Raw genomic sequence first — 19428 nt, forward strand, 5'->3', positions numbered from 1 at the left:
CTATGCATCTCGAAAGAATAAAGGGGAGTAAAAGCGGAAAACTGACAGGCAAAAAGATCGTTCTTGGAGTTACTGGAAGCATCGCCGCAATCGAGGCTGTCAAACTTGCGAGAGAGCTTGTGAGGAGAGGGGCTGAAGTTCATGCAGTGATGAGTGGGGCTGCTAAAAACATAATACATCCGTACGCTCTGGAATTTGCAACCGACAACAGAGTTATAACGGAGATCACGGGCGCAATAGAGCATGTGGAATTCTTTGGAGAGGGAGGAACTGCGGATCTTTTCCTCATAGCTCCCGCAACCGCAAATACGATTGCCAAAATTGCGGCAGGAATCGACGACACTCCTGTAACCACAATGGCCACAACAGCGATAGGGACCGGAAAACCCGTTATGATAGCTCCGGCGATGCATGAGACGATGATGAATCACCCTTCTGTCAGAGAGGCAATTGAAAAACTCAAAAAAATGGGTATTGAATTTGTGGAGCCAAAATACGAAGAGGGAAAGGCAAAGTTTGCCGAGATCGAAAAGATCTGTCTTCAGGTTGAAAGAAAGCTCCACAGAAAAGATCTCGAAGGCATGAAGATTGTGGTTACTTCGGGCCCGACAATGGAGTTTCTCGATCCGATAAGGTACATTACCAACAGGAGCAGCGGAAAGTTTGGATATGAGATCGCTCTCGAGTTCTGGAGAAGGGGAGCAAAAATTGATCTGATCACGTCCAGACCCCCTGAATTTGATTTACCTGACTTTACAGTGAGAAAGGTTGTCTCGGTGGGAGATATGCTTTCAGAAAGTCTGAAAGCAATTGAGAATGCAGACGTTTTTGTATCCGCAGCGGCAGCCGCTGACTTTACCACGCCAAGAAAGGAGAGCAAAATTAAATCCGATGAGAAGCTCATTCTCGAACTGGAAATAGCGCCCAAGGTTCTTAGAGAGGTGAGGAAGGTTTTCGATGGAAAGGTCATAGCTTTCAAAGCTGAAACGGGTATTGATGATGAGGAACTTGAGAGAATAGCCATAGACAAGATGAAAACCGACAGGGCAGAAATGATAGTTGCAAACGATGTTCTGGAGAGAGGTATGGGAACAGAGGATACGAGAGTCCTCGTCATAACTCCCGACAGAAAGGTTTGGCTTGAGGGCAGGAAACAGGAAGTGGCGGAGAGAATAGTCGAGTACTTCGTTCAGGACTGCTTATGACGTTTGTTTCCGCAAGCATCACCGCATTTTTTTCATCAAAAATTTCGGATTCCCCGGAGACTACCGGGTCTTATGGTGTGGGGTTCACGATAGACAAGGGGGTCAGGGCTGAAATATCGGAAAAGGAAGGTGTGTATCTGAATGGGGAGAGGGTGGACTTTCCAACCGTCAGCTACGTTCTTGAAAAACTTGGTGGACGTGGTGTGGAACTTTTTTCAGATGTTCCCATTTCGTCTGGGTTCGGAGTCAGTGGTGCCAGCGCTCTGGCAACAGCCATTGAAGTCAGCATGGGAAAAAATCTGGGCCATTCGTTTCTGGAGCTTGCAGATCTGGCACATGAGGCAGAGGTAGTAAATCTGACGGGTCTCGGGGATGTCGTAACCCAGAGTCATGGCGGCATCGTTGTGAGGATAAGTCCGGGCTGCCCGTCAAGGGCAAAGGTGGTGAGATATCTCCATAGGGCAGACGTAAAGTTCCTTGTCATGGGGACGCTCCCCACGAGAGACATACTCTCGGATGAGATAAAGCGAAAGAACATCAACAGACTCGGAAAGAGCCTTCTGAAAGATTTTTTGAAGAAGCCACTGATGGATTGCGTTTTCGAGCTGTCGAAAAAGTTTGCAGTCGAGAGTGGGCTCGCAGATGAGGACGTGATTGACGCAATTGAAGCTGTGGAGAGTGCAGGTGGGAAGGCCGGCATGGTCATGCTCGGAAAGACCGTTTTCGCAATGGACGATTCAGGAGTCCTTGAAGAATTTCGGGGTGAAACTTTCACGGCCAGAATTGCCTCATGCGGCCTATCCGTTTAATTTATATTCTTTGCGGTTGAAAATAGCTGTGTGAAAATTCTTTCCACCGGAATAACACTGCTGGATAAAAGACTTGGTGGAGGCGTCCCAGCTGGCTCTATGGTCTGCGTTTATGCAAACCCCATAAGCATGCCTGAAGCCTTTCTTTATCAGTTTGCAAGCAGCACAGTTTCGTATTACTTCACAACATCAAGATTACCCAAGTTCATACTTGAGGATATGGAAAGTCTGGCTCTTGAAGTCAGAAATGTGAATTTTATTGACGTTTACAGCCGTTACTATCTCTCCGATACAGGAGGATTTATCGTCGAGGACCAGTACAGAGACAGGGACATTTTTGATTTCATTGATGAAAAGCTGTCGTCGATCGATACTGACGAATGTGCCATAATCTTCGACAACCTATCTTTTTTCCTCAACCTTCACGTACCTCCGGGATTAAAGGAGTGGCTTGTGAACAAAATCTACCATACGACGAAGAACCTCAATGCTGTGGCGTACTGCTACATGATAAAGGGCAGCCATCCGAAGGAGATAGAGAACATGGTGATAAATCTCTCTGACGTGGTTTTTGACATCGACTCGGAAAAGGCCGGGGACAAGATGGTCAACAGGCTTGGGATTCCGAAGATGAGAAAGATGAAGCCGATAGACGAGACGTTCAGATACTACATCAGCGAGGGAGTGCAGATAGACACCTCCAAGGACATTGCATGACAAAGCTTTTATTTTTCTCCGCATATCCCCTTTCATGAGGGAGGAGAGGGTAATAAAACAGCTCTCAGTTTTTGCAGAAAATAAGCCCGGAAAGCTCGCAACAATAACCGGGAAGCTTTTTCAGAATAACGTTAACATAAGGGCCTTCACAATCGCCGAAGCGGGAGACTTCGGGATCATCAGAATGGTGGTGGATAACACGGATCTCGCTTATCAGGTGTTAAGGGAAGCTGGATTCACCGTTTCGCTGACGGAGGTTCTTGCGGTGGAGGTGGCGGATGAGCCGGGAAGTCTTTACAAGATAGCTAAGGTGCTTGGGGATGCGGGTGTCAACATAGAATACGTTTACGCTTTCACGTCAGAAAAGCACAGGGCGCTGATAATCCTGAGGGTGGACGACATCGAAAACGCTATAAAGGTTCTGGAGCGTGAAGGGGTGCTCTTTAAAGGTGAGATTGATTAATTTCACTTTTCGTTAAGTTTATAAATACATATAAATCATGACAGTTGAATGATTCCCGAAGAAGATGTAAAGGTTGCGATTATTGGCGGTGGAGCCGGAGGAATGGCTGCGGCCTCGAGAATTAAGAGATTGAGGCCGGACTGGAGAGTGGACGTTTTTGAAAAAACATCCTACGTGAGTCACGCTCCGTGTGGGATACCCTTTTACCTGTCGGGAATGGTTGAGTCTATTTCGGAACTATGCGCCTACGATGTGAACTTCTTCAGGGAAAAAAGAGGAATTAATGTGCACCTCAATTCAGAAGTTGTTAAGGTGGAGGACGGCAGAGTAGAGGTCCTTGAAAGGGGAAAAGTACAGGAATATGAGTGGGACCGGCTTGTTTTTGCAACTGGGGCAAAGGCAAAAAGACTGAATGTCAGGTGCATGGAGCTTGATGGAGTTCTCTGTGTGAGTGGCATAGAAAGGGCGCCGATCATAAGGGAAATAGCGTCGAAGTACGATAACATCGTGATAATCGGAAGCGGATACATAGGCGTTGAGGTGGCAGATGCTCTCTCGAGGAAGAAACGAATTACGGTGATAGAGCAGGAATCACATCCAATGCCGGGCTACGATCATGAGATTTCTGACATACTATTGGGTGAGATGCGTCAGAGGGTCAACCTGAGACTCGGGGAGAGAGTACTTGAAATCAGTGGGAGCGGGAGAGTCGAAAAGGTGGTTACCAGCGCAGATGAATACCGGGCAGACCTCGTCATACTCGCAATAGGTGTCGAACCCAATGTAAAGCTCGCTCTGGAGTATGGCATCGAAATGGGACAGAGCGGAGCGATAAAGACGAACGAGTACATGGAGACAAGCAAGAATGGCGTTTATGCTGTCGGAGATTGTGCCGAGACGACCAACATCATTACCGGGAAACCGGACTGGATACCTCTGGCAGCTCCTGCGAACAAAATGGGTTATGTTGCTGGCTCGAATATTGCAGGAATTCGCATGAAGTTTCCGGGAGCCATGAAGAGTCAGATCACGTCATTCTACGACCTTGAGATAGGGAAAGCTGGTTTGAGTGAAAAGGAGGCTGTAAGACATGGTTATGATGCGGTCTCTGTTACCATCACCACGAGAAGCAGGGCGAAGTATATACCGGGGGAGGGGAACATAACGCTCAAGATGGTTGCGGATGCAAAGACGCACAGGGTTCTTGGAGTCCAGGCCATTGGAAAAGGGGTTTCCAAGAGGATTTATGGAGCCTCTGCGCTCCTCTACAAAAAAGCAACTGTCGAAGACTTTTTCTTTGCGGATTTCCCGTTCTATCCCCCCAAATCTCCGGTGTGGGACCCCCTTGTTCTTGCCGCAAGAAATATGTTCAGGAAACTGGGAATCAGCTGAGCAATCCGATGAGTCTGTTTATTTTTTCAAGCTCTTCTCTGATCTGCTCTATCGCTCCGGAACTGTCCAGGAATTCGAGCATGTCCCTGCATTTCGGGCATGAAAACCCAAATTCCATCGCCTCTTCATAGCTGACCTTCACACAGCCGTTCACGCAGATATAATATACGCTCCCGTCTTCAATCTCGAGTTTTGCGTCAAGTTTCTCTCTTGTTTTTTCCAGCTCCTTTCTAAGCACATCTCTTTCCCTGTCGTAGCTGATTTTCCAGTAATATTCCATCCAGCCCGTCTCTTCGTCCCTTGTTCTCCTGTAACTTGCAAGCCCGATCTCATACAGGGCAAACAGAACTCTCCTCACATCGTTTATTTCCACTCCAAGCTCCTGAGACAGCTGTTCATCTGTGAATTCGCCTTCAATCCCAAGAGAATAGATTATGACTCCCAGCTCCCCTGCAACCCTTTCAATCAGCTCTACAAGAAGTTCGTCCAGCTCACTTATCTGTGTCTCCACGTATGTTTAATTTGTTCTCAACATTATTTAATTTTGCGGTGGATGAATTGTACTGGTTCGATATTCGAAGGTGATGATCCCGGGTTTTTCCTGTTCCTGCTTCGACTCTGCAAACTGCCTGAGAACTTCTCAGTACGAAAAAGGTGGAGTATTATCTTCTTTTCGGTTCTATGAAGTCTTTGGGAGCGCTTTCGATCGGTTCGAGATATTTCCTCAGCACTTTTGGTATCTCCACTCTGCCATCCTCAAGCTGGAAGTTCTCGATTATTGCGGTTATGGCACGGGTTGTGGCTATGGCCGTGGAGTTCAGGGTATGGACGAAGCCTTTGGATGGCATTCCTCTTTTCTCTGCAAACCTTATGTTCAGCCTGTAGCTCTGCCAGTCCGTGCAGTTAGAGCATGAGACCATCTCCCTGTATTTGCCCTGAGCTGGCATCCAGGCCTCGAGATCGTATTTCTTGGCAGCAACTATGCCCAGATCACCAGTGCAGATGTTCACTATCCTGTACGGTATACCCAGACCCTGCCAGATTGCCTCAACGTTTTCAAGGAGCTTCCCGTGCCAGTCCCAGCTTTCTTCTGGCAAACAGTAGATGAACTGTTCTACCTTGTGGAACTGATGAACCCTGAATATTCCTTTTGTGTCCTTTCCATGTGCTCCAGCTTCTTTTCTGAAGCAGGGCGAAACGCCAGCATAGAGCAGGGGCAGCTCATCCTCCCCGAGAGTCTCGTTCATGTGCATTCCTGCAATCGGGTGTTCGGAGGTGGCGATGAGGTACAAGTCTTCGTCCTCAATCTTGTACAGCACCTCTTCAAAGTCACTGAAGGCAGTTACGCCAGAATAGGCTTTTGAATTCATCATGTACGGGGGATTGATGATGGTAAACCCTTTCTTTTTCAGGAAATCGATTGCGTACGTGATCAGAGCGAGGTCAAGCCAGACAAGATCGTCAAGCAGATAGAAAAAGCGCGAACCGGCAACCTTGGCTGCCCTCTCAATATCTGCCCAGCCAAACTGCTCTACGGCATCGGCATGCCCTACGACCGGTTTGTCTATCACCTCATACTCTGCCTTGCCCTCACTCTGCCGGAGGAAAGCATCGAGATGTTCTCTGAAAACTCTCGCTTTTCCCCAGAATTTTACGGGAACATTTTCAGTATCATCTTCTCCAACGGGAACAGACTCGTGGACTATGTTAGGTATTGAAAGCAGAACTCTGTCAAGCTCATCTTCAATTCTCTTAAGCTCTTCTTCGCCTTTTTTCACGAGCTCGGATATTTTTTTCGCCTCTTCGATGAGCTTTTTCTTCTCCTCACCCTGTGCCTTCTTTACCTGGGTGGAGAGCTGGTTTCTTTCTCTTCTGAGCTGGTTCAGCCTGTAAAGTTCTTCTCTCCACTTTCTATCCAGGTCAATTGCTTCTTCGATGATCTCAATACTTTCTCCTCTTTTTTTCTGAGATTCGATGAGGACCTCAGGGGCCTCCCTCAACGCTCTGAGTATGCTCCACATCGTTTCATACCTCCAGGAAATGCGATGTCAGGGTTACATAATTTCCATCCAGTTCAACCTTTATTTTTTGCGGCAGATATTTCCCTTCTATGGTGTAATAGCCATCCTCAAAGTTTCCGAGTATTTTTAGCATGTTGTTAACTGCATAATAAAACTCTACCGCATCTTTTTCGCTGTCAAAGGATATCTTCCACTGCCAGCCAGTGTCATTCAGGGTGTATGCATCTCCGTTCCAGCCTTCTGCCGCAACCCACGCTATGGAATCGTCGGTGTGAGCTGCGAGGAAAAACAGCACGAAAAGCTCTCCGAGCCTGTTCTGGTTGTCTCCAAGGTAAACTCTCTCAAAACCCTCTTTTGCGAAATACTTCTCAGGATGGATCACCTGTTCCATTGTGGTTGGAGGTCTCTCTAACAGAGAAACGGTATCGTTCGTTCTGTTGAACACCTCGATGGCCAGATTGTACCCGAAAAGGTAGGGCGCATAGCCCAGCAGAAAATATGCGTTCTTTTCATCAACCTCGCTCAGGGACTCCTTTGTGTAGTTTTCTCGGGCAAGCACTCTGGAAATTAACTTTGCATCTCCTTCAATGGTTGAAGCTTTTGCCTTTTCACCATCGAAAGTTCCATCGGAAGTTATGTTAAACCTCTCCTGATAGAGGTGCTCAAGTTCATGGTAAACCGTTCTCCTGAACGTTTCCTCGTTAAAGTTGTCTTTCACGACATATATCTTCCCTTCCCAGGTGAATGCAACAAAACTCGACAGATCATGTTCTTTGGCTTTTTTGAAGCTGTAGTTTGCTGGAAGGAGCAGCATGGCCTTGTAAAAAATCTCGTCTTTTTGGTCATAGTTTCCCCATTTTTCTATTACCCATTCAGTATCAACGATCTTCAGTTCAGGATTGAGATCGGTGTTTCTGAAGGCATTGAATGTTTTCAGGGCATCATCGTAATTTTTTCTTATATCTGCATCAATCTGAGTTGTACAGGCCAGAACGAGTGCAGTGAGAAAAATAAGTGAAAGGATTCTCCAATTCATAAAAGGTCTTTTTCGACGAGACTTATAGCCTTGTCGATTTCCGCTTTCAGCATCTCCGGAATGTCCTTAATCTCGAGATCAAGAAACCCTCTTATAATGGCGGATGTGGCCTCATCTCTCGAAAATCCCCTTGCCATCAGGTAAAAAATCTCCTCCTCGGCAATTTTTCCTATCGCTGCCTCGTGACTCAGCTCAACGTCGGGATAGTTTGCTTCAAGTTCCGGGATCGCAACAATGCTTCCGTTCTGGGAGAGCATGAGTCCCTTGCATTCAAGGTGTCCCTTCACCTCAGGAGCATTACCGACAAGACTGCCCCTCGCAACAATTCTCCCTCCTCTGCTGATGGCCCTCGAAATGATCTCAGCACTGCTGTTTTCACCGTTCAGCACGGCTCTGCTTCCAATATCCACATTGGAGCCTTCAAGCCCAACTACAATGCTGCTGAAAATCGCTCTTGAGTTTCTGCCATTCAGGAATGCTGTGGGATACATCTGAACGAGTCTGACGGGGTTCATGAGGACGTAGTTACTTATGAATGTGCCGTTCTCTTCAACAATTGCGGCACTTCTTGGCCTCACCTCTATATCGCTTTCCCAGCTATGTATCATCGTGAAGGTAAGTCTGGCGCCCTTTTTAACGAAGAACTCCGATATCCCGATGTGCAGGCCGGCAGCAACCCCCGGGTGGGAAGTGCAGCCGGAAATTATGTTAAGCTCGCTCCCCTCCTCTGCTATGATTATGTTGTGAACTTTCTGTTTGTGTCCCTGTGTCCTAAGGTAAAGGCATGCCTCTACAGGAAACTGAACTCTGACTCCTTTTTTGGCTCGGATAAAGTAACCATTAACGTCAGAGGAATCGACCTCTCTTGTATAGTCGTCCTGATCTTTTTTGACAGCTTTCCAGAAATAGTCTTTGAGCCAGTCGTATTTTTCCAGGGCGTCTCTTATGCTCATTATCTCCACGCCTTCAAAAAAGCTCCTGGAGATCACACTCTCCTGGTCAATCTGAACAAATGTTGCACTCCTTCTATCACTTTCAAGCTCTATCCCAACACTCTCAAGTCTCTTTTTTACTTGTTCTGATTCAAGTTCTGGAATTCTCTCAGACATTTTTTCACACACCCCTCATACCCGTATTTTCTGACATCATCGAGGATTTCATACGGATTGCCGATGCAGGCGAGCTTGCCCTTATACAGAATTACACCGTAATCCGCATCGACATAATCGAGAATGTTGCCGGTATGGGTAATTATAATCCCCGATTTTCTCCGCTCTTCTTTTGGAACATCTCTCTGCAGGAGCTTTCTTATGACCTCTCCGACGAGAGCAACATTCTCTATATCCACGCCGCTGTCAGGTTCATCAAGCATGATAAAGTCCGGATCCATTACAAGAAGCTGGAGCAGTTCGCTCCTCTTCACCTCACCTCCCGAAAAGCCTCTGTTTATGTCTCTGTCCAGAAAATCGCTCATGTTCAGATATTCAGCATATTCGTAAATTCTATCCCCAGGAATTCCCCTCTTCTCAGCAATCTTTTTCAGAACATCGATCAGCTTGACCCCATTTATAGCCGGTGGGGTTTGGAAAGCAATACCCATCCCGAGATTTGCCCTGTAGTCTGTGTCTTTGTCAGTTATGTCCTTGCCCTTGAACACGATCCTGCCATCGAACACGCGGTAGTTTGGATTTCCTATCACTGTGTTCATTAATGTGGATTTTCCGCTGCCGTTTGGCCCAAAAAGCGCCAGCGTTTCTCCCTTCTTTATGTACAGGTTTATGTTTTCCAGAACTCTTTTATCTCCAACCTTTACGCCAAGATTGACGACTCTAAGCATATCATCGTCCATGAGCATCACCTTTTTCAGCGTTAGAAGTTGTTTATTCTCTCAGGTTATATAAATAGGTTGCAGAAGTGTCGAAATTTTGCTCAAATCCGCCCATATTTTTTATTTAACAGTGTTATACTTTTGAAGTTCTAAGTAGAAAAGCGCATAGTTAAGGAAAAAATCTGGGATTTAAAGCCGAAGATTTTTAGAATTCCATTATGTTAACCTCCCCGTCTTCGTAGATCGCATAGCTTCTTTTTCCTGTCAGGTATCCACAGGACTCCCCGGGGTTTATCACAAGCGTGCTGCCATCTCTGACTACTCTCGCCTCATGGGTGTGGCCGGTAACCACGATATTGCATTTCTTCTCCAGAATCTTCAGCAAGTCCGGATTCGTGCCGTGATATACTGCAATGTCCTCTGCAAAAACAACTTCTCCTGCAACCCATCCCATTCCCAGTGCGATTTCGGTCAGCTTGTTCCTGTCACCGTCGTTGTTTCCGAAGGCTATGTACAGTTTTTCAATCTCTGAAAACCTTTTCAATGCGAATGGGGAAATCACATCTCCGGCATGCACAAAAAAGTCAACCTTCTCATTTTTTATCTCCGAGATCAGATCATCTATGGCGGCAATGCTGTCATGGGTGTCCGAAAAGGCGATGAACTTCATGTTCCTAATGCTCTTCAGGAAATAATAAGGTTTACTCTCGGGTTCAGAGACCGCAAGCTGATTCAAGCATGCAGATCGCCTTGTATGTGGCATAAAGGCTCGTTTTGGGTTTATCTCCGAATCCGGCAAATCTCGCTTCTGCACATTCGAAGATTTTGAGAGTTTCTTTTTCGAATTCACCATGAGGAAATGCTCCCACACAAACTGTTATATTTTCAATTCCTCTCTCAAGCAACGCTTTCCGGTCATGGCCCTCTCTCAGGACCACAGTATTTTCGGTGAGAAGTTCTGACAGGGAGAGGTCTGTAAAACTCATAAGGATCTCTCCTCTGGAGGAAATCATTCTTTTCCTGAACAGGTCTTCCATCAGGCCCACAAACCGGTTGTAGTTTCTGGGAATTCTCGTCCTGCAATTTACCATAATGACCTCGCCTTTGATTGTGTGAACGTAGATTTCAGGTTCAAGGGCGGAATCCAGCACCGCCAGCAGACACTGATGGATTATGTCCGGTCTGCCCCTCTTTTCTCGATTTTCAATATTTTTCATGGCCTGATGATGTCTGGAATCATCAAGAATCATGGCTCCGGGACTCTTTTTTCTCCTTCTGGCGTCACGCATGATTGTGGGGTGCTTGGAAATTTCTTCAGGAATTGTTTCAAGAGATGCCTCTACAAAAATAAACCTCATGAATGGTGTTTTTGAAAAAGTCGTATTGAAATTTTACGCTTCCCTCACGATACTGACGCATTTTGTCGGGCAGATTTTCTCGCATTTCCTGCATCCAACGCACTTCTCCTGATTTACAGGGAATGGCATCGGTTTTTTGAATTTCCTTCCAAAGAAGCTGAACTCGACCATTCTCCACTCCCAGACACCCTGGTCGCACACATCAATACACTCTCCCGCTCCACCGCATCTCCTCGCATCGAATTCCACTCTGAACATAACTCCTCCGAAAAAGCTATTTGATTAAAAACAGGTTCTGGTTTTGATGGAGGATAACAAAACCGACCTCCTGCAGATAATCGACGAGCTGAAAGACTTTCCAGGCATAATCAGAAAAAGGCATGCAGGACTTTTCAGAGACCTCACATCAGATTTCTTTGGAGAGGATGCAGGGTACTTTGAGCTTGGGGATTATGAGGTGGTGATCACCGCCGACGGAATCTGGCACAGGGTGTTGGAGGCAGACCTGTACTGGGGAGGTTTTGTTTCAATACTCGTGAACATCCACGATATCTACGCAATGGGTGCCAGGCCAGTTATGGCAGTAAATGTCGTTTCGGCGAGAGATGAAAAAAGCCTGCTTGAAATTAAGAGGGGAATGAGAGATGCTGTGAAAAAGTTTGGCGTGAAGATTGTGAAGGGCCACGTCCATCCGGATGCAAGTCAGAATTCTGTGGATGTTGCAATGCTCGGGATTGCGAAGAAAGGAAGGATAATCAGATCAAATGGAGCAAGAGCTGGGGATTGCATTATTGCCGCTGTCGATCTTGAGGGTAGCCCTCACAGACTTCTCCCCCTGAATTTTGACTCCACGAACAAGCCGGGCGAGGTGCTGATACACCAGCTGGATTCAATGGTTGAGCTTGCTGAAAAACAACTTGTTAATGCCGGGAAAGACATAAGCAATGCCGGAATTCTGGGCACTGTGGCAATGATGCTGGAGTCAAGTGGTAAAGGAGGTTACGTTGACCTGAGGAGATTGCCCCTCCCTGAAAACGTCCCTCTGATTCAGTGGCTCAAAACCTATCCTGCCTGCGGGTTTGTTGTTTCTACCGGAAATCCGGACAGGGTTCTTGAGGTGTTCAGGAATCACGGGCTGTGTGCAGAGGTTATTGGCGGGGTTGATAACTCAAACGAGCTGAGGTTGAGAGATGAGATGGATGAAGCCATTTTCTTCGATTTTAGGAAAGAAAGCATCTTCGGCTTAAAGTAATCGAGTGATCAGATAAGTGAGAACATCTCCCAGAAAGAAAGCAATAACATAACCGACTGTAATAAAAATTATGAACGGTATTTGTGGAGTAACCCAGACTTTTTCGACCTTTCCTTCTATTTTTGCTTTTTTGAGGGCCTTGATCGCCGCTCTGTCTGGTTCCACCCCCCTTCTCACCCTCATGAACTCTCCCTTCTCGTTTACGAATTCCAGCAGGGCGTGATGCTCGGGAATGGACTCCGCATCCACTCTCTTCCCTATGAAATAGTAGAACGGGTATTTCCTGAATTCATTCAATCCTTCTTTCAGAAGGTTGCGGATAAGGAAATAGAGGACGAACAGGGGAGCAAATATGACCGCATTGGCAAGGGTTGAGAACGCAAAAGAAAACCCCTTCATCAGGACTGGGAACACAGAGAATGACGGGTAGAATGGGAATGCAACCGAGATTGCCATCAGGGCCTTCGCATCCGCTCCGCCATAAAATCCGAGGCAGTAAAAAACGTATGATATCAGGATGACAAAAACCGCCTGAAAAAGGGCAAGATAGAGTTCGAGTCGGGGATGCGGGTAAAGTACAAGCTCCAGGAACGCAAATGGTAGGAGTGCAGCGAGAAATACCTTCCACACCCTGTTGGGGATTATTCTGCTTCTCCAGTCCAGCCTGCTTGCGTAAATCAGTATTCCAAGGCCTATGAGAAATTTAATGGCCGTTATCTCTTCCATAAATATCTACCATGTCGGAGACTATTGCGCTTGCAGTTTCCCTGTCCCCTGCACCCTTTCCGATGACGAAGACCTCTCCAGCGAGATCCGTCTCCACAAGGAGGGCGTTCAGAGTGCCGTATATTGCAAGTGGGTTGGTCATCTTAATAAGCCTCGGTGAGACCTCAAGTTTGCCCCTGCTGTCCGCTTCGGCAACAAGCCGTATCGTGTACCCTTTCTCGCCCGCAACCTCAAATGCCTCAGGAGTTATGTCCTCTATGCCCACTATCTTCACACTGCTGAACTTTGCATCGAAGGAAAATGCCGTGTTTGCAAGAATTACGAGTTTCGCCCCCGCATCATATCCCTTTACGTCATACTCGGGATTTGCCTCGGCAATTCCAAGCTCCTGTGCTTCACTCAGGATCTGAGAATATGGCATTTTTTCCCTCTCCATTCTGGAGAGTATGTAATTGGTCGTGCCGTTAAGAATCCCCCTCAACCTGAAAATCTGATTGCCTGCAAGCTCTCTCTGTATGAGTTTCACAACTGGCATCGCTCCCCCTACGGTTGCCTCGTAGCCAATCCTTGCCTCGTTCTTCTCGGCAAGCCTGAACAGCTCTCTGAAAGCAACAACGAGGGGACCTTTGTTTGACGTTATCACATCCTTCCCCATGCTGAGGGCCTGTTTGATGTAGCTCAATCCCGGCTCACCTGTAAACACGTCTGTTGGTGTTGTGTCAATCAGAAGATCAAATTCCACATTTTCCATAAGCTCATCAGCTTTCACATCGCTGGGCAGCCTTCCATGTCTGAGTTTGTATTCCACGGCATATTTTAGATCAACATCTCCATGAATCGAGCTTTTTGAATCAGCTATGGCAACAACTTCGAATTTGCCTATTTTTTTCTCGATAAGCTCTCTGTTGTTTGTTAGCGCCCTTGCAACACCTCTTCCCACGTTTCCAAAGCCAAAAATCGCCACCCTAATCATACGCATCCTCGTTTAAAGGTTCTATAACTGTGATGTTCTTATCAGAGCACACCCCCTTGAGGATCTGTATTGCTTCCTTCAGCTCTTTCTTGCCCTTTGCCGAAATTGTGATAAGGGCTGTCGATGGAGCGTTCAGTTTTGGCATCGTTATGTGCATCTCCACGACCTCTGCAAACCCTGAACCGTCTATTCTGTTCACCGTGTCGCTCAGGTCGGTGTGGATTATGTGTCCGATCAGCAGAACGCTTGCAGTCGCCTTAAGCCTCACTTCGTTGAAGCTCCGGATATATATCCCTGACTCTCTGATTCTGCCAATAACCTCGTCGAATCTGTCGGAGTCGATGTCGATCACGAATTCCACCGGTATTCGCTTAAGCGGCGAAATTCTGTGTCTGTCGTGGACTATGCTGATTATGTTCCCTCCGAGACGGGAAATCGGCTCAATAACTCTCAAGAGCTGTCCGGGTTTGTCTTCCAGCTCGACGACAAGTGTTACAATCATCTGTATATTTCAACCCCCTCTTTTTCTGTTCTCTCTCTGAACTTTTCCATCAGCATTTTAGTAATTTTTCCGGGCTTACCGTCACCAACAGTCCTGCCGTCTATATATGTTACGGGTGCTATCTCCGCAGCAGTGCCAGTAACGAAAATCTCATCAGCCGAATACAGGTCAAACAGTCCGATATTTGCCTCTCTGAACGGGATTTCCAGCTCATTGATCAGCTCTATTACAACCTGTCTTGTTATGCCCTTCAGGTTGTTTAGGGTTGGAGGAGTTGTAATCGTGCCGTTCTTCACAATGAAGATGTTGTCTCCACTCCCCTCCGAGATGTATCCATTGTGGTCGAGGAATATGGCCTCATCTCCGCCCTTGGCGTTTGCCTCAATCTTGGCGAGGATGTTGTTCAGGTAGTTCAGGGACTTGATGTTTGGTGGCAATGAATCTATTGCATTTCTTCTTATTGCCACTGTAATGGCCTTCAGGCCCTTTTCATACAGATCTCCGTAGAGCTTTCCCCATGGCTTTGTTATAATTATCACATTTGGATTGGGGCACTTTCTCGGATCCAGACCGAGGTCTCCGGCACCTCTCGTCACGATCGGTCTTATGTACGCATCTCTCAAATTGTTCCTTCTCAGCGTTTCGAGAACTGCCTCAGCAAACTCTTCCTTGCTCAGGGGAATTTTTAAATCAATGACCCTCGCACAGTCGTAAAGCCGGTCAATATGTTCGTGGAGTTTGAAAACTTTTCCGTTATATGCTCTTATTCCCTCAAAAACTCCGTCTCCATACAGAAAACCGTGATCAAAGACACTCACCTTTGCCTGACTTTCCGGAACGAACTCGCCATTCATGTAAACGAGCAACTCGCTCATGCTACCCCCCGCCAACCTTGTCAGTATGTATCAAATAAATCTTTCGAATCCAGAGACACGGTATTTCTGTGGATTTAAGACAGGCTTTAAACGAAGGGTTGGTACAGGTATTTGACAGGACATTCTGGATAATGTCGCCAGATCTCTGTTGTCCAAACATCCCCCGTAATCGCAATATATTAATGTCCTGCAAACAATAAATTACCATGTTAAATCTCCTCATTGATTTTGTGAGAGACCTTGCCAGAAAATATGAGATAGGCAAGGTCATACTTGTATCTGATGCAGACATTGAATTTGACGATATTGAGGTTATAAAAGCTCCAAGAAGCTATATAGAGGCGGTTAAAAACACATTTGCAGTTACAAGCTCATGCGGGCTGACGGAAAGCATAATGACGATCCCCGGAATATCCGAATTCGTTGAGGCATATCTTGAGGCGAGGGGCTATGACTCAAAAGCCATAGTCTGTGTGTATCTCCCCAACCTCAAGGGGGCGTTTGTTATAGATGGGGAGAGCAAGCTGAGCAGAATATTAAAGGAATGCTCGGAATATGTACACCCTGAGGCGCTGAGGTCGGCTCTTGGTGTTGCACTCACAATTGCATTTAAGGGCAGGGAAGGAAAGAAAATCGGCACAGCATTCGTCATAGGGGACCCTGAAAATGTCCTTAAGAGGTCGAGGCAGATTGTCATCAACCCGTACGAGGGACATCCTCCTGAAAAAAGAGACGTGAAAAATCCAGACAACTGGGAGAGCATTATGGAGTTTGCTCAGCTTGATGGAGTCTTCGTTCTCGACTCAAATGGAATAATTCTCTCCGCCGGAAGGTATCTCGATATTGAGGGCGAGATATCTCTGAAATACGGTCTCGGTGGAAGGCATATTGCCTGTGCGTCAATAACCAAATCCACAAAAAGCATAGCAATTGTTGTGTCAGGCAGCGGGGGAGACATAACGATCTTCAAGGATGGAGAAGCTGTCATCGAAATACCGGTTTCGATGATGTAGCAAACCCACACAATACTTTTAATTTTATCAGCCGAGAATGGAATATGCTCAAGAATATTCCATACAGGGACGATCATGTTGAAAGGTATCTTTACTCCCACGACATCTCTGCTCCGCCGCTAATTTCGAGATTCTTTAAAAAAGCTGATGGGATTTTTCAGCCAGAGTGTGATGAAGACGTCGCTGAGATTTTAAAGCTGTCAAAAACCAGTAAAAAACCGGTGATTCCGAGAGGTTCGGCTACATCGGGATACGGCGGGACAATTCCTGTCAAAGGTGGCTATGTTGTTGATTTCTCGAGAATGGATGGGTTTGAGATTGATGAGGAAAAGAAACTCCTCATTGCTGAACCCGGTGCCGTGTGGTGGGATGTTGAGGAGAAGCTGAACAGAAAGGGTCTCACTCTCAGAGTTTACCCAACAAGTGCCCCTTCTTCCACGGTTGGAGGGTGGATTGCCCAGAATGGATATGGAGTGGGGAGCCTGAAGTATGGAAGCATAGCCGAAAACGTTGAAAGGCTGAGAGTTGCGGACTTTGAAGGAATAAAGGAGACAGGGAGTATAGAGTTCTACGCCGGGCTTGAAGGAACGACTGGCATAATCACAAAAGCGTGGGTAAAGGTTAAAGATCTGGAAGATCTCAGATACTACGCTTTTCACGTGGATGCCGGCAGGGCTGCAAAGCTCGCCCATTCTGGAGACCATTATTCAGCTTTATTTCTCAGCAGAGAGTATGTGAAAATGAAAAATCAGGTTTTCGATGATCAGATTCCTGAAAAAGATACTCTCGTCATAGCCACGACAGAGAGTATGAATGGAGATGAAGCCCTCGGCGAGGAGATCTGGGAGACCAGATTTTATCCGATGAGGATTAAAAGACTGGGGCCGGGGATAATTCCTGCTGAAGTCCTCATACCCGGAAACAGACTTGGAGAATACCTTTCGAAAATCTCCGGGTTTGGTGCGGGGAGTGAGGTGTGGTTTCTGAACAATGGTATGTGCTCGGTCCTCTCTTTCTTGCCTTACGACGAGAGGAAAACGGGATATGCTCTGAAATGGAGGTTCAGTATCAAAGCCCTGAAAATAGCGAAAAAACTTGGTGGAAAAAGTTACTCTTCGGGTCTTTACCTCAGCAAAGAATCCCCCATGCTCTACGCACCGTTTGACGAATTGAGGAGGTACAAGAAGAAAATAGACCCTGAAAATCTCCTCAACCCTTTAAAGGTTTTTCCTGAAGGATTCATGCCCTTCATTATGGCCCTGGCGGAGGTGTTCTCATGAAAATCACCAGCAGACTCATTGAGGATGAGGCTTTCGTTTGCGTTCAGTGCCATTACTGCAGGGTCTGCCCCGCATATCAGGCGATAAAGTGGGAGAGCGTATCGCCGAGGGGAAGGATCTATCTGCTCAGAGGGGTGCTGAAAGGGGAAATTGAGCCTGATAGTACTGCTGTCGAGGATTTTTACAGGTGCACCACCTGTGGGGCCTGTGAGACTGTATGTCAGACATCCATCCCTCTCGTGGATGTGCTGGAGATGGCAAGAGCCGAGTTTGTTGAAGCGGGAAAAGCCCCATTGCCGGTTCACAAAAAGCTCAGAGATGTGGCTGAAAAAAACTGGAATCCATACGGAGAGGAGAGGGGGGAACGAGCTAAATGGGCCTCGAAATACAGCTTTAAAGGCAAATCAGACACCATCTACTTTGCAGGCTGTACCGCAAGCTACAGAATGCACGAACTTGCGGAAAATACTGTGGAGTTTCTCTTAAAAATGAATATTGATTTTACGTATGCTGGAGAGGATGAATACTGCTGCGGTTCGCCCTTTTTGAGAACCGGTCAGAGAGATATTGCTTACGAGTTTTTCAGGAAGAACTACGAGGAATGGAAGAAGAGGGGTGTTAAAAGAATACTTGCCACATGTTCGGGATGTTACAGAACTCTGAAAAGAGATTATCCGAAAATTGCTGAAGAACTCGGGTATGAGTGGGATTTTGAGGTCATGCACACCTCTCAGTTAATACATGACCTTCTCATGGCGGGGAAGATCGTGTTTGAAAAGAAAGGCGAGAAGATCACGTATCACGATCCGTGTCATCTTGGCAGACACATGGGCGTTTACGAGGTGCCAAGACTGGTTCTACGGGAAATGGGGCTTGAAATAGCTGAGATGGAACACAACAGAGAGAATGCGCTGTGCTGTGGAGCGGGAGGTGGAGTCAAATCCCAGTTCAAAGACCTTGCAAACGATATTGGTGAGAGAAGGATCGAAGAGGCTCTCGAAACCGGGGCAGAATATATTGTGTCCTGCTGCCCGTTCTGCAAGCTTCACCTGAATCAGGCAGGCGAGGGAAGGATTGTGGTCGTAGATCTCGTGGAGCTTGCGAATAAAAGAACAAAAAGTTTAAATAATGGCGTGGAGAAGGAGAAGGAACAGCAAACCAGGAGGAGTTGAAGTTGGTAGAAATAACAGAAGTTAGAATATACAAATCGAAAGGAGAAGGAGCCGTTAAGGCCTACGCATCTGTGAGTCTGGATGGAGAATTTGTGGTTAAGGGCCTGAAAGTTATTGAGGGCGAAAACGGGCTCTGGGTGAGCATGCCGAGCAGGAAGGGTAAGGATGGAAGCTATCAGGACATCTTTCACCCGACCAGCAAAGAGGCGAGAGACAAAATTGTTAATGCCGTGATGGAAGCATACAACAATCTTGAGTGAATGGTGCCGGGTTTTCCGGAATTTTTAAACATCAAGCTTTTATTTTAATTCGGTTCTGTTTCTTCGGCTCTCCGCTACAAACAGTCCCATTTGGGCTAAGCTTTTATATTTCTCCGGGTATTTATTCCCCATGGAAGAAAACATCACCAGGATTGGTGTCAGTCTGCCCCGCAACCTGCTTGAGGAATTTGATTCAATAATCCTGAACAGAGGATATTCTTCAAGAAGTGAGGCGATAAGAGACGCCATAAGGAATTACATCCTTGAGTACAAGTGGATGGAAAGGGAAGAAGGGGAGGCCGTCGGGGTGGTCAACATTCTGTACAATCACAGTGTGAAGGGCATAAACGATGCAATTGTTGCTCTTCAGCACGACTTTCATGAAATAATAACCAGTTCGATCCACATCCACCTCAGCCACGAAATGTGTCTGGAGATGGTCATGGTTAGAGGAGATATGAGTGACATAAGGAGGCTTGTGGATAGAGTTTCGGCAACAAAGGGAGTGATAAACGTCAAGCTGATTACTGCCCTGAAAGAATGATG

Annotated in this window: 23 protein-coding genes; 11 read left to right on the top strand and 12 right to left on the bottom strand. The window is 46.6% G+C overall.

Translation table 11 applies throughout. From position 1 onward, the window contains the following. Positions 1–2 precede the first annotated feature (2 nt). From coaBC to LPQ35_RS01060, 5 genes are read left to right on the top strand one after another with little or no spacing between them, the layout of a single operon-like run. The gene (coaBC, locus tag LPQ35_RS01040) at positions 3–1205 is read left to right on the top strand and encodes a bifunctional phosphopantothenoylcysteine decarboxylase/phosphopantothenate--cysteine ligase CoaBC (RefSeq protein WP_193806652.1); all 1203 of its coding nucleotides are present in this window, start codon (positions 3–5) and stop codon (positions 1203–1205) included. Then, entirely contained in the window at positions 1202–2014 is an 813-nt protein-coding gene (locus LPQ35_RS01045) for a pantoate kinase (RefSeq protein ID WP_193806651.1), read from the top strand. The genes coaBC and LPQ35_RS01045 overlap by 4 nt, the downstream gene beginning before the upstream one ends. Before the next feature lie 30 nt (positions 2015–2044). Next, a complete protein-coding gene (locus tag LPQ35_RS01050) occupies positions 2045–2731 on the top strand; it encodes a DUF7125 family protein (protein ID WP_193806649.1) in 687 nt (228 codons plus the stop codon). A 34-nt stretch (positions 2732–2765) separates the two neighbouring features. Beyond that, the gene (locus tag LPQ35_RS01055) at positions 2766–3194 is read left to right on the top strand and encodes an ACT domain-containing protein (RefSeq protein WP_193806647.1); all 429 of its coding nucleotides are present in this window, start codon (positions 2766–2768) and stop codon (positions 3192–3194) included. A gap of 48 nt (positions 3195–3242) precedes the next feature. Next, entirely contained in the window at positions 3243–4586 is a 1344-nt protein-coding gene (locus tag LPQ35_RS01060; protein WP_193806645.1) for an FAD-dependent oxidoreductase, read from the top strand. Here the strand turns inward: LPQ35_RS01060 and tfe are convergent. The 8 genes from tfe to LPQ35_RS01100 form a co-directional block, all read right to left on the bottom strand. Continuing rightward, entirely contained in the window at positions 4579–5097 is a 519-nt protein-coding gene (tfe, locus tag LPQ35_RS01065) for a transcription factor E (protein ID WP_193806643.1), read from the bottom strand. The two genes, LPQ35_RS01060 and tfe, sit on opposite strands and share 8 nt — an antisense overlap. 151 nt (positions 5098–5248) lie before the next feature. Then, a complete protein-coding gene (serS, locus tag LPQ35_RS01070; RefSeq protein WP_193806642.1) occupies positions 5249–6607 on the bottom strand; it encodes a serine--tRNA ligase in 1359 nt (452 codons plus the stop codon). A gap of 4 nt (positions 6608–6611) precedes the next feature. After that, a complete protein-coding gene (locus LPQ35_RS01075) occupies positions 6612–7643 on the bottom strand; it encodes a hypothetical protein (RefSeq protein ID WP_193806641.1) in 1032 nt (343 codons plus the stop codon). Then, complete coding sequence (locus LPQ35_RS01080) at positions 7640–8752, bottom strand: SufD family Fe-S cluster assembly protein (RefSeq protein WP_193806640.1); 1113 nt, start codon at positions 8750–8752, stop codon at positions 7640–7642. The genes LPQ35_RS01075 and LPQ35_RS01080 overlap by 4 nt, the downstream gene beginning before the upstream one ends. Beyond that, positions 8713–9492: an ABC transporter ATP-binding protein gene (locus LPQ35_RS01085; RefSeq protein WP_346297657.1), complete on the bottom strand. Its 780-nt coding sequence runs from the start codon at positions 9490–9492 to the stop codon at positions 8713–8715. The genes LPQ35_RS01080 and LPQ35_RS01085 overlap by 40 nt, the downstream gene beginning before the upstream one ends. 184 nt (positions 9493–9676) lie before the next feature. Next, positions 9677–10141 carry a YfcE family phosphodiesterase gene (locus LPQ35_RS01090; protein WP_193806639.1) on the bottom strand — a complete coding sequence of 155 codons (465 nt, stop codon included), beginning with the start codon at positions 10139–10141 and terminating at the stop codon, positions 9677–9679. 43 nt (positions 10142–10184) lie between these two features. Continuing rightward, positions 10185–10829, bottom strand: coding sequence for a 16S rRNA methyltransferase (locus LPQ35_RS01095; protein WP_193806638.1), 645 nt, complete (start codon positions 10827–10829; stop codon positions 10185–10187). A 33-nt stretch (positions 10830–10862) separates the two neighbouring features. Continuing rightward, the gene (locus LPQ35_RS01100; protein WP_193806637.1) at positions 10863–11087 is read right to left on the bottom strand and encodes a 4Fe-4S dicluster domain-containing protein; all 225 of its coding nucleotides are present in this window, start codon (positions 11085–11087) and stop codon (positions 10863–10865) included. Between the two features lie 46 nt (positions 11088–11133). Between LPQ35_RS01100 and LPQ35_RS01105 the strand changes: the two genes are divergently transcribed. Next, positions 11134–12081 (top strand): AIR synthase related protein, encoded by a 948-nt coding sequence (locus LPQ35_RS01105; RefSeq protein WP_193806635.1) that lies wholly within the window; start codon positions 11134–11136, stop codon positions 12079–12081. Here the strand turns inward: LPQ35_RS01105 and LPQ35_RS01110 are convergent. Genes LPQ35_RS01110 through ilvE form a run of 4 tightly spaced genes read right to left on the bottom strand, consistent with a single transcriptional unit; the run spans position 12073 to position 15157 of the window. Continuing rightward, a complete protein-coding gene (locus tag LPQ35_RS01110) occupies positions 12073–12807 on the bottom strand; it encodes an A24 family peptidase C-terminal domain-containing protein (RefSeq protein ID WP_193806632.1) in 735 nt (244 codons plus the stop codon). The genes LPQ35_RS01105 and LPQ35_RS01110 overlap by 9 nt on opposite strands. Continuing rightward, positions 12785–13780 (bottom strand): homoserine dehydrogenase, encoded by a 996-nt coding sequence (locus tag LPQ35_RS01115; RefSeq protein ID WP_193806630.1) that lies wholly within the window; start codon positions 13778–13780, stop codon positions 12785–12787. The genes LPQ35_RS01110 and LPQ35_RS01115 overlap by 23 nt, the downstream gene beginning before the upstream one ends. Next, positions 13773–14282, bottom strand: a complete 510-nt coding sequence (locus LPQ35_RS01120) for an ACT domain-containing protein (RefSeq protein WP_193806627.1) — start codon at positions 14280–14282, stop codon at positions 13773–13775. Before LPQ35_RS01120 ends, LPQ35_RS01115 begins: the two co-directional genes overlap by 8 nt. After that, positions 14279–15157, bottom strand: coding sequence for a branched-chain-amino-acid transaminase (ilvE, locus tag LPQ35_RS01125; protein ID WP_193806625.1), 879 nt, complete (start codon positions 15155–15157; stop codon positions 14279–14281). The genes LPQ35_RS01120 and ilvE overlap by 4 nt, the downstream gene beginning before the upstream one ends. 206 nt (positions 15158–15363) lie before the next feature. Between ilvE and LPQ35_RS01130 the strand changes: the two genes are divergently transcribed. The 5 genes from LPQ35_RS01130 (at position 15364) to nikR (ending at position 19426) form a co-directional block, all read left to right on the top strand. Continuing rightward, positions 15364–16170, top strand: coding sequence for a diadenylate cyclase (locus tag LPQ35_RS01130; RefSeq protein WP_193806622.1), 807 nt, complete (start codon positions 15364–15366; stop codon positions 16168–16170). A gap of 44 nt (positions 16171–16214) precedes the next feature. After that, positions 16215–17450 (top strand): FAD-binding protein, encoded by a 1236-nt coding sequence (locus LPQ35_RS01135; RefSeq protein ID WP_193806620.1) that lies wholly within the window; start codon positions 16215–16217, stop codon positions 17448–17450. Continuing rightward, a complete protein-coding gene (locus LPQ35_RS01140; RefSeq protein WP_193806618.1) occupies positions 17447–18622 on the top strand; it encodes a heterodisulfide reductase-related iron-sulfur binding cluster in 1176 nt (391 codons plus the stop codon). The genes LPQ35_RS01135 and LPQ35_RS01140 overlap by 4 nt, the downstream gene beginning before the upstream one ends. 2 nt (positions 18623–18624) lie before the next feature. Further along, positions 18625–18882, top strand: coding sequence for a septation protein SpoVG family protein (locus LPQ35_RS01145; protein ID WP_193806615.1), 258 nt, complete (start codon positions 18625–18627; stop codon positions 18880–18882). A 130-nt stretch (positions 18883–19012) separates the two neighbouring features. Further along, on the top strand, positions 19013–19426 hold the full coding sequence (nikR, locus tag LPQ35_RS01150) for a nickel-responsive transcriptional regulator NikR (RefSeq protein ID WP_193806613.1): 414 nt from the start codon (positions 19013–19015) through the stop codon (positions 19424–19426). The last annotated feature ends 2 nt before the right edge of the window (positions 19427–19428 follow it).

The sequence above is a fragment of the Geoglobus acetivorans genome, assembly GCF_039641995.1.
Classification (GTDB): Archaea; Halobacteriota; Archaeoglobi; order Archaeoglobales; family Archaeoglobaceae; genus Geoglobus; species Geoglobus acetivorans.